Source organism: Priestia sp. KCTC 13724, assembly GCF_056820425.1.
The window spans coordinates 24,008-39,440 of record NZ_JBXDLD010000019.1 but is presented as its reverse complement, the minus strand read 5'-3'; the positions used below and the strand labels follow the sequence as shown (position 1 = coordinate 39,440).

Genomic DNA, 15,433 nt, shown 5'->3' with positions numbered 1-15,433 from the left:
GGAGTTATGAGAGGTGGCTAAATCCAAAGAGACAATCCCTAAGATTATTCATTACTGCTGGTTTGGTAATAAAGAAAAGCCTCCATTAGTTCAAAAGTGTATTCAAAGCTGGCGAGATTGTTTGAAAGATTACGAAATCATTGAGTGGAATGAATCAAATACATCGTTAGAGTCTAACCAATACGTGAAAGAAGCGTATAAACAAGAGCAGTATGCATTTGTCAGTGATTATGTTCGAATGCAAGCGTTGTATAACATGGGCGGAATTTATTTAGACACAGATGTAGAAGTGTTTAAATCTTTTGATAATTTGTTAATCAATCAGTCTTTCTTTGGCTTTGAAGAAAAAAGTTTTGTCGCGACAAGTACATTTGGTGCTATGAAAGAACATCCTATTATAAAGAACATGCTTGATTATTATGATGGGCAAAGCTTTATTCAAAAAGATGGATCCTACAACCAGCTGACAAACGTCGCTGTTATGACAAAAATGTTTGAAAAAATGGGAATGAAAAGAACAGGAGAGCAACAGTATATTGAAGAAATGGCAGTTATTTATCCGCAAAGTTATTTTTCACCGTACGATTATATAAACTGTCGTCTACTTCAAACGGAAGAAACGTACGCGGTCCACCATTTTTATAAAAGCTGGCTTTCCCCACGGCAAAAAGCGAAAGGAATGGCAAAGCAAGCAGTTGTCAAGCTTATTGGTGGTAACAACTTAGCATATATTCGTAGCATTATAACGAAGGGATCGTGAAGCCATGAAGAAAATGTTAATCTCTTCGTTTGACATGGAAGTAGGAGGTGTGGAGCGTAGCTTATTAAGTATGCTCGGTCATTTTGATTATGAAGCATATGAAGTAGATCTTCATCTTCATAGTCATACAGGAGATTTATTTGCGGACTTACCATCAAAAGCTAAACTGTTACCAGAATTAAAAGCATATAAAACGTTTCGTAAATCAATTGTTCAAAATATAAAAGATAAGCAGTTCCCCATTGTGCTAGCTCGACTTTTAGCTAAGTATCGAGTAGCTTACTGTAAAAGTGCTGAAAATGGCTATAAGCAAATGCAGTATATGTGGAGGTATGCTCTGCCTTTCTTACCTACTCTGAAGCAAGAGTATGATGTAGCAATTAGCTATCTATGGCCACATGATTTTGTAGCAGAAAAAGTACAGGCTAAAATTAAAATTGCGTGGATACATACTGATTTTTCTACGATCGAAACGGATAAGGTACTCGACCTTAAAGTGTGGAAACAGTTTAACCACATCGTAGCGGTGTCAGAAGAGTGTAAACAAGCATTCTTAAGAAAGTATCCTTCTTTAGCTGATAAAACAACAGTGGTTGAAAACATTCGCTCCCCTAAGCTCATTGAAAATCAAGCTAATGAGCCTTTAGAATCTCGAATGGCGAAAGATAATCGATTTAAAATTGTCACGGTAGCTAGGCTTTCTCATGCTAAAGGGATTGATCGAGCTGTGCAAGCATTCAAATACTTGAAAGCAAAAGGGCATAGTAATATCGCCTGGTACGTGGTTGGATATGGTGGGGATGAGGAGATGCTTCAATCGTTAATCCAAGAAAATAATTTAGAGAATGATTTCCTACTGGTAGGAAAAAAAATGAATCCATATCCGTATATAAAAGCAGCCGATCTATACGTGCAGCCTTCCAGGTACGAAGGGAAAGCAGTAACGATATGTGAGGCGCAAATCCTTGCAAAGCCGGTGCTTATTACGAACTACCCAACGGCTGTGAGTCAGGTGAAGAGCTATGAAGACGGCGTTATATGTGAAGCTTCTATAGAAGGAATAGCAAGTGGAATTGAAGAAATGCTACATAACTCGGGTTTGAGGAGTCAGCTAACTTCTAAGTGTAAAAGTATAAACTATCACAATGAGAAAGAATTAGAGAAGCTTTATGAGTTAATGAACTAGGTTGCCGTATTCTTAAATAGAAGACGTGTGAAAAGTGAGGCAAACTAAATGAAAAAACGGATCCTAATTGCAATAGACTCTTTAAATAGTGGAGGGGCCGAAAAAAGCCTAATCTCACTATTAGCTTGTTTTAATTATCAAAAATATAAAGTAGATTTACTATTATTTTCAATTGAGGGGCTCTATTTAAATATGCTTCCAAAGGAAGTTACTATTTTACCGCAGCCTACGTATATGAAAAAGCAAGCTAAAAAGCGAGTAGATTTAGTAAAAGAAAAAGAGTTTAAATCACTCTATTTTAGAACGTTCGCATCGCTTGCTTTGCGTAACCCTTTAAAAAAGAAAACAATGCACTCCTCTCAAATTTTATGGACATGGGCGAATAGAGGAATGGAACCGCTAGAACAAAGATATGACGTAGCGATTGCATATAGTCAAGGAATGCCAACTTATTTTGTAGCAGAGAAAGTACAGGCAGCTAAAAAACTTGCCTGGGTAAATACTGACTACAAATTAATTCGTCATCATAAAAAATTTGATGTGTATTACTATAATCAATTTCACCATATTATTGCTGTTTCGGATTCATGTAAAGAAGTGTTGACGACTGAGCTACCAAGCATAGCAAAAAAAGTGGAAGTCATTTATGATATTATCTCTCCTGCGCTCATTTATGAGATGGCAATAAAAAAAGGAGGGTTTACTGATTTGTTCGATGGCATAAGAATATTGACAATAGGGCGACTTGTTGAGCAAAAGGGCTATGATCTTGCCATTGAAGCGTGCTATAGATTAAAAAAGCAAGGCTTCAATATAAAGTGGTACGCAATTGGTGAAGGCTCACTAGAACAGAACCTAAAGCAAAAAGTAGCCGCCTACCACTTAGAAGGTGTATTTGTTTTTTTAGGCACATATCAAAATCCCTATCCTTTTTTACATCAGGCGGATATCTACGTGCAACCTTCTAAATTAGAAGGCTATGGTTTAGCTATGGCGGAAGCGAGGCTATTGAAAAAGCCGATTGTCGCTACTAATTTTCCGATTGTCTATAATCAGCTTAGAGATCGAGAGAATGGATTAATTGTAAAAATGAACGCTGTCAGTTTGGCTAAAGGTATTCAAGAAATGATTTGTGATAGTGAATTAAAAAAGTCTGTCTGTGAAAAGCTGAGCCATGAACAAGTAGGGACAGAAGCTGAAATCTTCAAGGTGTATTCCTTACTTGAGGCCGCAAATTAAAGGTGGAAGATGAAATGAGAGTACAAAAAGCAACCTTAAATGCGGTGATGAACGTATTATCTTTTATTCTACTATTATTTCCCGCCTTTATAGTGAGAAAAGCTTTTATTGATGCTTTAGGTAACGAACTACTAGGGCTTACTGCGCTATATACTAGCATGATTGGGATGCTATCAATTCTAGAATTAGGTATTGGTAGTGCAATTGTATATGCTTTATATCAACCATTTGCTGAAATAAATACAATCAAGATTAAAGGATACCTTAATTATTATGCTAAATTTTATAAAATAATTGGTGCAATTATATTGGGCGTAGGTATATGTATGCTGCCGTTTTTACCGCTGTTTATAAAAGGAAATTTGAATATAATGGACGCAAGAATATACTTTCTTTTATTTTTAGCGAATAGCGTTATCACCTATTTTTTTTCATATAAATTTAGTTTGCTCATTGTAGCACAAGAAGAATATCGAATAGCTGTGAGCATGACCTTAGCTAAGCTGGGGACCTTTGCTTTACAGTTTGTGTTATTAAAACTATATCCAAGCTTATATGCTTTCTTGATTATTCAGCTCGTTATTAACCTTCTCTTTTATTATATATTAAATCGCTTAATTCATAAAAAGTTTGCTTGGGTATTTGAGGTAAAGGGAGAAATAGAACCTTCAGAAAAAAGAGAGTTAACGAAGAATATGAAAGCCATGTTCTTTCATAAAATTGGCGGTATCTTGGTGTTTAGTACAGATAATATCATCATGGCTTACTATATTAACCTAGGAGTAGTAGGGGTGTTTAATAATTACTATATGATTATTAGTGCGTTTCAAGCTACCATACTAAACGGCTTATCAGGTATAACAGCAAGCATCGGCCAGCTGCTCACAGAAAATAATCGAGAAAATGCGTTTGTCGTTCATCAACGTTTATTTTTTATAAGCTTTTGGTTGGTGTCATATATGGTTATTTCACTGTGGAATACGATTAATTCGTTTATTTTGATATGGCTTAATGAAGAACAGCTATTAGACTCACTAACGATTGGCCTCATATTAGTAAATTTGTATATTTTTTTAATGCGAGGGTCGGTAGATCGATTTAAAGAAGCGGGTGGAATATTTTATCAAGATCGATATGCTCCTTTAATTGAAGGTGCTGTGAATATCGTTGCGTCACTTGTGCTGGTAAAAATGATGGGTTTATCAGGTATTTTTTTAGGAACGCTCATCAGCAACATAGCGGTTATCTTTTGGGTTAAACCAAAAATGGTATATAAATATGTATTTCATAAGCCTTTACGCCAATACTTCCAGCTCTATTTTAAGTATTTACTACTTGCTTTAATTCCTTTGTTCGTAACGCATTTGGTGACGTCTAGTCTTAAAGGTTCAGATAGTATTCTGTTGTTTTTATCCAATTGTGTGCTTAATTTAGTTATTATTAATGGTTTCTATTGGGCACTTTTTCATCGTACACCGGAGTTTTCTTATTTTAAGAAGTTAGTAGTAAACAGCTTAGCGGCTAGTCGTTCTCGTTTTTCTTTCCAAAAAGGTTTTAGTAGAGGTCAATAATTGACGACAAAACTGGAAGAAACAGTGTTGCAATGAAGAAAGAAGTATAGTAAAGTTCTTTATAAAGAACAAAAATGAGATATATTTTTTAATTATGTGTTCTTTATTAAGAATAGAAAAGTGGGGAGTAGAGAAGTGAGTGCAATTGCTGGTATATACCATTTTAATTCAAGAGAAGTATCAACCGAAGAAATAAACCGGGTAATGCGTTCATTTCAATCATACCCAGCCGATGATATTCAGGTTTGGCGTCAAAAAGGTTTGTTTTTGGGTTGTCATAATCAATGGATTACGCCTGAATCTATTTCTCAACCTATCCCATTTTATAATTTAGAGAAAAAGCTTGTTATCACAGCGGATGCTATCATTGACAATCGTGAAAAGCTTTTTTTAAAGCTAGGTGTTGATAAAAACGCTTGGGGAGACATTTCTGATACGGAGCTAATCTTACTTGCATATGAGCGCTGGAATAGTAGCTGTCCAAGTTATTTAATTGGTGACTTTGCTTTTATGATTTGGGATGAAAGCGAAAACCAGTTGTTTGGGGCAAGAGACTTCTCAGGAGCTCGTACACTTTATTATCATCATGGTTACGAAACATTCGCATTTTCTACCCTTGTTCGCCCGCTGTTACATCTGCCATTCGTGAGGTCAAAAAGAAATGAAGAGTGGATAGCAGAATTCTTAACAATTCCGTGGAACTTTGAGTCAGTTGATACATCTTCAACGGTATACGAACAGATCAAGCAGCTGTCTCCTGGTTATCAAATCATCGTCAAAAGCGGACGCGTAACGCTAACACGCTATGCATTTATTCAGCAACAAGACTTGCTATTGAAAACAAACGAGGAATATGAAGAAGCATTTAAAGAAGTTTTTCAAGTAGCTATTAGCTCAAGAATTCGTACGCATAAAGCAATTGGTGCACATTTAAGCGGGGGATTGGATTCAGGGTCAGTTGTTAGCTTCGCTGCGAAAGCTTTACGAAATCGAGAGGAAAAACTTCGCACCTTTAGCTATGTACCTATTCAAGATTTCGTTGATTGGACGCCAAAATATAGAATAGCTAATGAGAAAAAATTTATAAAATCAACTGTCCAATATTTAGGGAATATAGAAGATACTTATCTAGATTTTAAAGAGCGAAATCCATTTACGGAAATCGATGATTGGATTGACTTATTAGAAATGCCCTACAAATTTTTTGAGAACACGTTTTGGCTTAAAGGAATTTATGAGGAAGCTGCGCGACAGAATATAGGTATTTTGTTAAATGGTCAAAGAGGAAACTGGACAATTTCTTGGGGGCATGCGCTTGACTACCAGGCATCTCTTTTGAAGAAGTTATCTTTGAAAAAGCTGTCTCACGAGATGAAACTGTATAGTCAAAACATCGGCGTTACTCGCTCAAGGGTTTTTCATTTTGTCCGTAGAAAAGCTTTTCCACTACTACATTTGTCGTCGTACGGAAAGCAAGAAAGTCAATTTCCACAAATGGTTAATCCCAACTTTGCTCGAAAGCAAGACGTATATAAAAAGCTGAAGAAGCACCAAATTGATTTAACAGGAAATGCTATAACCAGCGTATATGAAGTGAAAGAGAAACAATTTGAACACCCTTATTATTGGAATATTACTGGTACATATGGCTCTAAACTATCTGTACGGTATGGTGTGTGGAATCGAGATCCGACCAACGATTTGCGCGTGATTCGTTTTTGCTTATCCGTCCCAGAATCTCAATACGTACAAGATGGAGTTGACAGATCGCTGATTAGAAGAGCTACAAAAGGGATGCTTCCGGATAACATTCGTATGAATCAAAAGGTGAAAGGTGTGCAAGGCGCTGACGGGACTTTACGTATGGTTCAAGCATGGCCAAGTTTTCTACAGGAAGTTGAAGCTTTAATTTCTGATGAACAAATGGCTTGTTATCTTGATATGGCTTCTTTAAAAGAAGCTAAAAAGACGATTGGTACTATCTCGAAGCCTGAATTGATTTTCGACCTTCGCTTTCGATTGCTTATGCGTAGCCTAATTTTTTATCGGTTTATGAAAAAAATGAATTGAAAGGGGGTGAACGAATGAAAAAACAGTGGGAATTACCAGTATTAGAGGTAGTAGAAGTTAAAATGACGATGGCAGGGCCTGGAATTAAAACACCGGATGCAGTGCAGCCTGATGTTGATGAAGTGATTCACCATAGCTAAATAGATGATTTAATTGATGGACTGCCCTTGTACGCACTTTATCAGTATAAGGGTATCTTTCAACTAATGAACGTATCTTTTTCACTGGTTGTTCTTTATAATGAACAAAAGTGTTTTTAAATAGAGGAGGCGTGATGATTGTTAGATATTCAAACAAAAGTAAGGTATCAAGCGTTTGGATTATTAATTGCTAGTGAAATGAAGATCCCGGAACTGATAGCGGTCGATTTAGGAAAAAGCGAAGAGGAAGTAACCGTGCAAATAAAAGAGTTGGAGCTTTTATGGAATCAAACATGCCGTGAAGATCAATATTTTCATGTTGAAGCAAATCGATTCTTTTTTAAAGTCCCTGATGTAGCCATTTTTGATGTAAAAAATGGAAATGAGATTAGCATATGTCCTATGAAAAACTCAAATGAAGATCAAATAAGGCTGTATGTGCTTGGTTCTTGCATGGGTGCACTATTATTGCAGCGAAAAACCCTGCCTTTACACGGAAGTGCAGTTGTTATTAATGGAAAAGCGTACGGAATTGTTGGGAAATCAGGCGCGGGTAAATCTACGCTAGCGTCAGCTTTTTTACAAAAAGGATACGAGCTGCTAACAGATGATGTGATTGCCCTGCCTTTGCAGAATAACCAGCCAGTTGTGATTCCTGCTTATCCACAGCAAAAGCTATGGCAAGAAAGCTTAAGTCATTTTGGTATGAACGCTACCATATATCGCCCGATTGTCCAGCGTGAAACAAAGTTTTCGATTCCAGTTACTTCTCAGTTTGCTAATTGTCCAGTTCCGCTAGCAGGCGTAGTAGAGTTGGTAAAAAGCAATCAAGAGGAAATAGAAATAAACGAAGTAGCGGGTATAGAAAAGCTCCAAATGCTGTTTAATCATACGTATCGTCGTTTTTTAATGGAATCGTTTAATCTGTATGATTGGCATTTTCAAACCACAGTATCCGTCGCTAACCAAATCGGTATGTATCAGCTAAAACGACCTATTAATCGCTTTACAGCAAGTGAGTTAGTAGAAAGTATTCTACATAAAATTCATGAAGGAGAGAAGAAAAATGATAAATAGCCAAGTGATTGAAAAAAGCCAACTTGTTGCACAAGCAAAAGGACAGATTGTAAGTGATATGGGTGGAGAGAAAGTTATGCTAAGCATTCAAAACAGCAAATATTACAATCTAGGTGAAGTTGGTGGTGATATTTGGGAAGAATTAAAGCAACCGATGACAGTGAGCAACCTAATCTTACGCTTAACAGAAAAGTATGAAGTCGAAAAAGACGTTTGTGAGCAGCAGGTCATTCACTTTTTAACCTCTCTAAAAGCTGAAGGCTTACTTTTAATCCAAGACGCACCTAATAAATAACTAGCAGGGGGCCATCATGAAAATTTGGAGTAGGTGCAGGCGATTTATAGAATTGGAGCGTCAAAAAAAGCGTTTATTTATTGAAGCTTTTGTGTATTTAGCATGGGCACGCTTGATGAAAGAAAAGTCATTTGAAAAAGTGGCATCATCGCTTCATTTACAGATGAATGAAACTTCTTTTGAAACAGAGGCAGCTCATAAACAAACGCTTCAAAACGTTTCAGACGCGCTTTACGCAATGAGCGGCTACACTTTTTGGGAAAGTCAATGCTTGGTTAAAGCGCTAGCTGGGATGAAGATGCTGGAAAAAAGAAATATTGAAAGCACACTTTATTTAGGAACGGCTAAAGATGAGGATCACCAGCTAGTAGCTCACGCGTGGTTACGAAGTGGGAGCTTTTATGTATCAGGTGTTGAAGGAAAAGAGCGCTATACCGTCATTGCAAAGTTTGCAAAGCATCCCACGAAAAGGAGAACAGGATGAACCAGACGTTACCATTAACAAATATTCCGCAGGAACTTAAGCTTATTTTAGAGTTGTTAAGGAACCAGCACGACGATCAAAGTGAAGAATCTTGGGTTAATTATACACGGTCAATCGATTGGAATCATTTTTTTAAGTTAGCAATGCATCATCGGGTATACCCTTTGCTGCATGTAAAGCTCAATGAAAATAAGAAATTAAAAATCCCAAAAGCAGTTTCAGAAAAACTAAAAGCACAATATGAGCATAATACGATTAAAATGCTTTATTTAAGTGGTGAAATGGAAGCAGTCAGTACCTTATTCTTAGGTGAGAATATTCCAACTTTGTTCTTAAAAGGTCCTGTTATCGCAGAACATCTTTATCAGAATTTATCGCTTCGGACATCGAGTGACTTAGATTTTTTAATTTCAATAGAGCATCTACAGAAAGCTGAAGAGCTGCTTGTTAGTCTTGGATATGAAAAAGATGATTATATCCAAACGGTCTTGGGTGACTGGAAGTGGAGACATCATCACGTAACCTACTTTCATCCTATAAAGCGCATTAAGCTTGAGATTCATTGGCGGTTAAATCCAGGCCCGAGCAGTGAGCCACAGTTTAAAGAATTATGGAGTCGCAAAAGGCTAAGCACCGTAACAAGTTCGCCTGTGTATTTTTTAGGACAAGAAGATCTAACTGTGTTTTTAATCTCTCATGGAGCTCGGCACGGCTGGTCAAGACTGCGCTGGTTAGCAGATATTCATCAAATTTTAAATCAGGATATAGAATGGAAGCTGGTATATAATCTGTTTAAAAAACATTCTAATTACCATGTCGGTGGGCAGGCGCTTTTGCTAGTAAAAGCATGTTTTCAGTCGTCCATCCCCGAAGGAGCACACAAGTTTTTTATAACAAAAAAGGCAAAACGCTTAGCACAAGGAGCCTTTTATTATTTAGAACAAATGATTAATCTTCATACGGAGCCTTTAGCCGAAGACATTTCCGCTTATCACTCTCGTCATTTGTTTTCGCTGATGTCAACTCAACAAAAAGCATGGTTCTTGCTTAGCTTTTTATATCCTTATCCAGAGGATGCTGAAACGCTCCCTTTACCAAGCTATTTACATTTTTTCTATTTTCCTTTGCGACCTGTATTATGGGCATGGCGCAAAACTAGGAAGCAAGTATTTTCCTAGGAGGTGTAGTCGATTTATGAATTATGTTTTTTATTTCTTGAAACAAATTCACTCATATGCTGGAAAGGCTCTTTATTTAAATTTATTGGCTATGGTAGCCATTAGTTTACTTGAAGGAGTAGCTATTTTATTGTTAGTTCCAATGCTCACTATGAGTGGAATCGTTGATTTTAGTAAGGTAAATGAATCGGGGATGAAATTCTTTGAGTTGTTTACATATGTACCGAATCAGCTTAGTCTTTCGCTTATTTTAGTAGTATTCGTATTGATTGCTTTTGTTCAGTACTTTTTGTACAGGCATGTCTCTATTAAAAATGCGATGATACAGCAGGGTTTTTTTCGACAGATGCGCCTGCAAACATATGAGAGCGTTCTACATGCTAATTGGAGCTTTTTTTTAAGAAAAAGAAAATCAGATCTTATTCATTTATTACAAACGGAAGTGGCTAGAGTCAGTGGAGGCACTCACGCACTTTTGCAGTTTATGACTTCTTTAGTGTTTACGTGTATTCAAATTATGTTAGCTTTATTGCTCTCACCTGTTATTACGCTATTTGTATTATTATGCGGTGCGATTTTGCTCTTTTTCAATCGAACCTTTTTGAGAAAGTCATTGTCATTAGGAAAGCGAAATTTCACATTGGGCAGAGACTACGTAGCAGGGTTGACTGATCAAATTAATGGTATTAAAGATATCAAGAGCAATACATTAGAAGCTTCGAGGGTAGAATGGCACTCATCTATTACGAAACAAATGCAAAGTGAGCAGCTGGAATATACAAAGATGAAGATGACGTCTCAATTTTACTATAAAGTAGCTTCCTCCATTTTTATTGCTCTCTTTATCTTTGTTGCGATTAAGTTGTTCCAGGCCCAAGCAAGCCAGCTAATGCTCATTATTTTAATTTTTTCAAGGCTTTGGCCAAAGGTAGCGGGTATACAAGGGGAGTTAGAACAAATTGCGAAGTCGTTTCCATCTTTTGAAGCGATTAAACTTTTACAGGAGGAATGTAGAGAAGCGCAAGAGTACGGTAATAGACAGTCGCAAAGTACTCAGCTCGTATTTAAACGAGAAATCGCTTGTCGAAATATCCATTTTCGTTACAACGAAGACGGAGAAGCCTACGCATTACAAAATATCAATCTTGTCATTCCAGTTCATCAAATGACGGCGCTAGTAGGAAGCTCGGGTGCTGGGAAAAGTACATTGATTGATATTATAATGGGGTTAAATCAACCTCAAAAAGGAGCCGTATTTATAGATGGTGTTCCTTTAAGTGCTACTAACATAATGGCATTTCGACAGTTGATTAGCTATGTGCCGCAAGATCCAGTTTTATTTAATGCGAGCATTAGAGAGAACTTATTATTAGTAGATCCTAACGCTACAGAAGAAAGAATGTGGGAAGCTCTTCAGTTTTCCTTAGCTGCTGATTTCGTAGAAAATCTACCAAGCGGTTTAGATACGTTAATAGGAGACAGAGGAATAAAGCTGTCTGGTGGTGAACGACAGCGTTTAGTGCTAGCAAGAGCTATTTTAAAAAAACCAAAAATTCTTGTGTTAGATGAGGCCACCAGTGCGTTAGATACGGAAAATGAGTATAAAATTCAGCGGGCTTTAGATAGTTTAAAAGGCAGAATGACTATTGTTGTAATTGCTCATCGATTATCTACAATTCGCAACGCCGATCAAGTACTTGTACTTCAAGAAGGACAAGTTATTCAGCAGGGAGAGTTTAAAAGTCTAGCGGCTGACAAAGGGTTGTTGTTTAACAGACTGTTGGAAAAGCAAATGAAAGTAATGGAATAGCGAACTTTAATGGTGTAGAGAAGGTTTCTTTTTAAATGGTTTTGTTTTAGGTCCATATATCTACTTTAAATAAAAAAATTCCATAAATATCATTCTATCTCATCAAAGTGAATCTGTGGAATTTATGGAACAGTTAAATTTAGATATTTTCTGAAAATGTCGGTTTTCAGACAGAGTAAGATGAGTGGATGGAGGTATACAATGAAACCATTTAAAAAATTAATTGAAGAATTAGGAAATAGAGTCGATGTTTTGACAAGTAAACAGTCGAGCATTTATTTTGAAAAATTAGTGGGGCAATTCCCCTTTACAAAAACGAATACCATTGATTGGAAACGAGTGCTAATTAAAGAAAAATGTCAGCAGGTTCAGCAGGTTATTCAATGGCTACAAACAATGAAAATTTATGATGAACACGTTATTTTATTTTCAAAAGATTATCGTATTCCGGCTGTGCGAGTGAATTTGAAAGAAGCTTTAACAGTGGTGACAAAACTGCAAGATTGTCATTTGTTTATCTATTGTCCAACAATTGAGTATGTCATTGAGTGGGTGAAAGACAAATGCTTTACTGTCGGATTAGCTGCAAGATAACGAATAAAGAAGCATCGTCGTCCTATACGACGGTGCTTTTTTTATCCAAGCATAAATTCACTTCTTTTTGTTGACATTATAAAAAAAGTACGTATAATTAACATTAATCAAATTGTTAATTATAAAACTAATCAGGAGATAGAGCAATGTTAAATCATGATCAAAAAAATGTAAAAAAAGAATATCCAAAGCCATACGGATATACGGCAGATATTGCTGTGTTTACGATTGTAGCTACTGAAAAAGAAGCATATAAGCCACCAAAAATGGTGCTAAAACTAATGTTGATTCAACGAGCAATTTTAAATGCTGAAGGTGAACAAAATATAGAAGCAGGCAAATGGGCGCTTCCAGGTGGATTTGTGCACCCTGCTGAATCCGCTTATGAAGCAGCTAAGCGTGAACTAGAAGAAGAAACAGGTGTAGCTGGTATTCATATGAAGCAGTATGGAGTCTATGATAAACCTGGGAGAGACGCACGGGGATGGGTTATTTCAAATGCTCACTATGCCATTGTACCAGAAGAAATGTTAGCTAAAAGACAAGCAAATGATGATGCAGCAAACGTTGAACTTTTTGATTTAGAAGAAGTTTTTTCACTACCACTGGCATTTGATCATGCTCAAATTATTCAAGATGGAATTGCTGAAATTAAAAAAGATCTCCTTCAGACGACGGTTGCACAAAAATTTTTACCTAAAATGTTTACGTATTCCGAGCTTCAGGCTGTATTGCTTACAATTACGGATAATCCGGCAATTAGGAGTGATCAAGCATTTGCGCGTAAGATTCGAATGCTGCCTTTTATTGAAGAAGTAGAAGGACAAACAACGACTAGAACATCTAAAAAGCCAACAAAGCTATATCGGTTTATTGATGCAGATTTTGCTACATCTATCTACACAGCTAGATATTAATTAATAAACAATTTGTTTATTGTTAATTAATGATAAGGGGGAAAAGTAATGAAAGCACTTTTAAACATCGATTACACGAATGATTTTGTAGACGATAAAGGAGCTTTAACTTGTGGAGAGCCTGGACAGCAAATTGAATCAGAAATAGTTAGCTTAACTAAGCAATTTATCGATAACGGTGACTATGTGGTGTTTGCAATTGATTTGCACGAAGAAAAGGATCAATACCATCCTGAAACCAAACTATATCCGCCACATAATATTAAAGGTACAAAGGGAAGAAGTTTATACGGTACGTTACAAGAGGTATATGATACGTACAAAGAAAACCAAAACACTTACTGGATGGATAAAACAAGATACAGTGCTTTTGCAGGCACAAATTTGGAAATGAAGCTTCGGGAAAGAGGAATTACTGAGGTACATCTAGTAGGCGTATGCACCGATATTTGCGTTTTGCATACTGCTGTAGACGCGTATAATAAAGGATTTAGTATCACCGTGTATGAAAAAGCGGTTGCAAGTTTTAACCAAGTAGGGCATGAATGGGCGTTAACTCATTTTAAGAATTCATTAAACGCAACGGTTATTAAATAAGTTGTGGATTGATTATTTGGAGGAAAATAGAATGACTGTGTATAAAGATGATAGCGTTATGCTGCATACGGATTTGTATCAAATTAATATGGGTGAAACGTATTGGGAAGATGGTATTCATAACAAAAAATCAGTGTTTGAGGTGTTCTTTCGCAAGCTTCCATTTGGAAACGGCTATGCAGTATTTGCGGGATTAGAACGCATTATAAACTATATTGAAAGCTTTCGTTTTTCAGAATCAGACATTACGTATTTACGTGAAGAAGTAGGGTTTAAAGAAGACTACTTAGACTTTTTAAAAGAGCTACGCTTTACAGGAAATATTCGTTCAATGGTAGAAGGGGAGCTTGTGTTTCAAAATGAGCCCATTTTACGAATTGAAGCCCCGTTAATTGAAGCCCAGCTTGTTGAAACGGCTATTTTAAACATTGTTAATTACCAAACGCTAATTGCTACAAAAGCTTCTCGCATTAAGCATGTAGTTGGAGATCAAGTAGCAATGGAATTCGGTACTCGCCGCGCTCAGGAAATGGATGCAGCAATCTGGGGAACAAGAGCGGCATATATCGGTGGATTTCAGGCAACATCAAACGTGAGAGCTGGGAAAAAATTTGGTATCCCAGTAGCAGGAACCCATGCTCACTCAATGGTTCAAGCTTATAAAGATGAGTACGTAGCGTTTCACAAATACGCGCGCCGCCATAAAGACTGCGTATTCTTAGTTGATACGTATGATACCTTAAAATCAGGCGTGCCAAATGCTATTAAAGTTGCAAAAGAATTAGGAGATAAAATAAACTTTCGAGCGATTCGATTAGATAGCGGAGATTTAACATATCTTTCTAAAAAAGCACGTCAGCTTTTAGATGAAGCGGGATTTGTTGATACAAAAATTGTGGCTTCAAATGATCTCGATGAAGACACTATTATGCACTTGAAGTCTCAAGGTGCTCAAATCGATATGTGGGGTGTTGGCACAAAGCTTATTACGGCATATGACCAACCTGCATTAGGTGCTGTATACAAGCTCGTATCTATTGAAGGAGAAAACGGTGAGATGGTTGATACAATTAAAATTAGCGCTAACCCTGAAAAAGTAAGTACACCAGGCTTAAAGCGCGTATATCGTATCATCAATAAGCTGAACGGCAAATCAGAAGGTGACTACATTACCCTTGAAGGTGAAGATCCACAAAGTGAAGAACGATTAAAAATGTTCCACCCAGTGCATACATTTATTAGTAAATTTGTGACAAACTTTGAAGCAAAAGAACTTCATCAAGATATATACAAAAGTGGAGAGCTTGTGTATCAAACGCCAAACTTACAGACGATCCAACAGTATGCAGAAGATAACTTAGGGTTGCTTTGGGATGAGTATAAACGAACGCGAAATCCAGAGGAATACCCAGTTGATTTAAGTGAGAAATGCTGGGAAAACAAAGCACGTCAAATAAATGAAGTGCGTAAAAAAGTCTCATCCAAATTAAATCAAGCGTAAAAGGGGATACTGAA

The 15,433-nt window shown here is 36.8% G+C and carries 15 protein-coding genes; all 15 read left to right on the top strand.

Annotation, left to right across the window (positions count from 1 at the left end):
- The first annotated feature begins 13 nt into the window (after nucleotides 1–13).
- Complete coding sequence (locus AC1UFB_RS03200) at nucleotides 14–760, top strand: glycosyltransferase family 32 protein (protein ID WP_076513175.1); 747 nt, start codon at nucleotides 14–16, stop codon at nucleotides 758–760.
- A gap of 4 nt (nucleotides 761–764) precedes the next feature.
- On the top strand, nucleotides 765–1,946 hold the full coding sequence (locus tag AC1UFB_RS03195; RefSeq protein WP_328101196.1) for a glycosyltransferase: 1,182 nt from the start codon (nucleotides 765–767) through the stop codon (nucleotides 1,944–1,946).
- A 48-nt stretch (nucleotides 1,947–1,994) separates the two neighbouring features.
- Entirely contained in the window at nucleotides 1,995–3,185 is a 1,191-nt protein-coding gene (locus AC1UFB_RS03190) for a glycosyltransferase (protein WP_482588498.1), read from the top strand.
- Nucleotides 3,186–3,199: 14 nt separating this feature from the next.
- A complete protein-coding gene (locus tag AC1UFB_RS03185) occupies nucleotides 3,200–4,756 on the top strand; it encodes a lipopolysaccharide biosynthesis protein (RefSeq protein WP_328101194.1) in 1,557 nt (518 codons plus the stop codon).
- A 135-nt stretch (nucleotides 4,757–4,891) separates the two neighbouring features.
- Nucleotides 4,892–6,826, top strand: a complete 1,935-nt coding sequence (locus AC1UFB_RS03180) for an asparagine synthase-related protein (protein WP_482588496.1) — start codon at nucleotides 4,892–4,894, stop codon at nucleotides 6,824–6,826.
- A 14-nt stretch (nucleotides 6,827–6,840) separates the two neighbouring features.
- Nucleotides 6,841–6,966 (top strand): paeninodin family lasso peptide, encoded by a 126-nt coding sequence (locus tag AC1UFB_RS03175; RefSeq protein ID WP_062686466.1) that lies wholly within the window; start codon nucleotides 6,841–6,843, stop codon nucleotides 6,964–6,966.
- Nucleotides 6,967–7,104: 138 nt separating this feature from the next.
- The gene (locus tag AC1UFB_RS03170; RefSeq protein ID WP_412760566.1) at nucleotides 7,105–8,043 is read left to right on the top strand and encodes a phosphoenolpyruvate carboxykinase (ATP); all 939 of its coding nucleotides are present in this window, start codon (nucleotides 7,105–7,107) and stop codon (nucleotides 8,041–8,043) included.
- Nucleotides 8,033–8,338, top strand: a complete 306-nt coding sequence (locus AC1UFB_RS03165; protein WP_076513181.1) for a lasso peptide biosynthesis PqqD family chaperone — start codon at nucleotides 8,033–8,035, stop codon at nucleotides 8,336–8,338. The genes AC1UFB_RS03170 and AC1UFB_RS03165 overlap by 11 nt, the downstream gene beginning before the upstream one ends.
- Nucleotides 8,339–8,354: 16 nt before the next feature.
- Nucleotides 8,355–8,822: a lasso peptide biosynthesis B2 protein gene (locus tag AC1UFB_RS03160; protein WP_062686464.1), complete on the top strand. Its 468-nt coding sequence runs from the start codon at nucleotides 8,355–8,357 to the stop codon at nucleotides 8,820–8,822.
- On the top strand, nucleotides 8,819–10,000 hold the full coding sequence (locus AC1UFB_RS03155) for a nucleotidyltransferase domain-containing protein (RefSeq protein WP_062686463.1): 1,182 nt from the start codon (nucleotides 8,819–8,821) through the stop codon (nucleotides 9,998–10,000). The genes AC1UFB_RS03160 and AC1UFB_RS03155 overlap by 4 nt, the downstream gene beginning before the upstream one ends.
- 16 nt (nucleotides 10,001–10,016) lie before the next feature.
- Entirely contained in the window at nucleotides 10,017–11,810 is a 1,794-nt protein-coding gene (locus tag AC1UFB_RS03150) for an ABC transporter ATP-binding protein (RefSeq protein WP_076513182.1), read from the top strand.
- Nucleotides 11,811–12,011: 201 nt separating this feature from the next.
- Complete coding sequence (locus AC1UFB_RS03145) at nucleotides 12,012–12,404, top strand: CDI toxin immunity protein (protein WP_025910496.1); 393 nt, start codon at nucleotides 12,012–12,014, stop codon at nucleotides 12,402–12,404.
- Nucleotides 12,405–12,550: 146 nt separating this feature from the next.
- Nucleotides 12,551–13,321 (top strand): NUDIX hydrolase, encoded by a 771-nt coding sequence (locus AC1UFB_RS03140; protein ID WP_061785243.1) that lies wholly within the window; start codon nucleotides 12,551–12,553, stop codon nucleotides 13,319–13,321.
- A 48-nt stretch (nucleotides 13,322–13,369) separates the two neighbouring features.
- Complete coding sequence (locus AC1UFB_RS03135) at nucleotides 13,370–13,918, top strand: cysteine hydrolase family protein (protein ID WP_061785244.1); 549 nt, start codon at nucleotides 13,370–13,372, stop codon at nucleotides 13,916–13,918.
- Nucleotides 13,919–13,949: 31 nt separating this feature from the next.
- Entirely contained in the window at nucleotides 13,950–15,419 is a 1,470-nt protein-coding gene (locus AC1UFB_RS03130; protein WP_062686461.1) for a nicotinate phosphoribosyltransferase, read from the top strand.
- Nucleotides 15,420–15,433 lie beyond the last annotated feature (14 nt).